This is a genomic window from Clostridium sp. AM33-3, assembly GCF_003480315.1.
Lineage (GTDB): Bacteria > Bacillota > Clostridia > Lachnospirales > Lachnospiraceae > Brotaphodocola.
Map to the genome: position 1 here is coordinate 1 of NZ_QUIV01000023.1, position 449 is coordinate 449.

General features: G+C 44.8%; 1 pseudogene. It reads right to left on the reverse strand.

What is annotated here, in order from left to right:
• Nucleotides 1–449, reverse strand: a pseudogene (locus DW819_RS12200) (hypothetical protein); the annotation flags it as partial.

Genomic DNA, 449 nt, shown 5'->3' on the forward strand with positions numbered 1-449 from the left:
TTTTCACGGACCAATGCAACAAACGCGGAATAGTCATGAAGCTCCCGGCATTTTTCCATTAATTCTGCGTTATAACCCTTGTTAATGTTTAATACCAGTGTTTCTAGTTCCAGGTAAGGATGCTCGGTTCTGGGGCGATAAAGATCAGACAGACGAAGGATGGCTCGTTCCTCCATTTTCTGTTCTCCGTTGTAAAATACCACAAAACGAGGCTCCGGGATTGCTACCGGAAGTTCCCCATACAAAAACATGTCTTTTGTCAGCACCGAGTAAAGATCTGCCACATACAACAGATTTCGCAGCGGCATATTTGGATTTTTCGTGGACTGGTGTTCATACAGAAACAGCCGGTCGCAGATCATAAAGGATACATCGTTTTTCATACCAAGATAAATGGCGTTTTCCAGTGTCGTGATGACCAGCTCTTCCGGATCCTGATATGCGGTGTC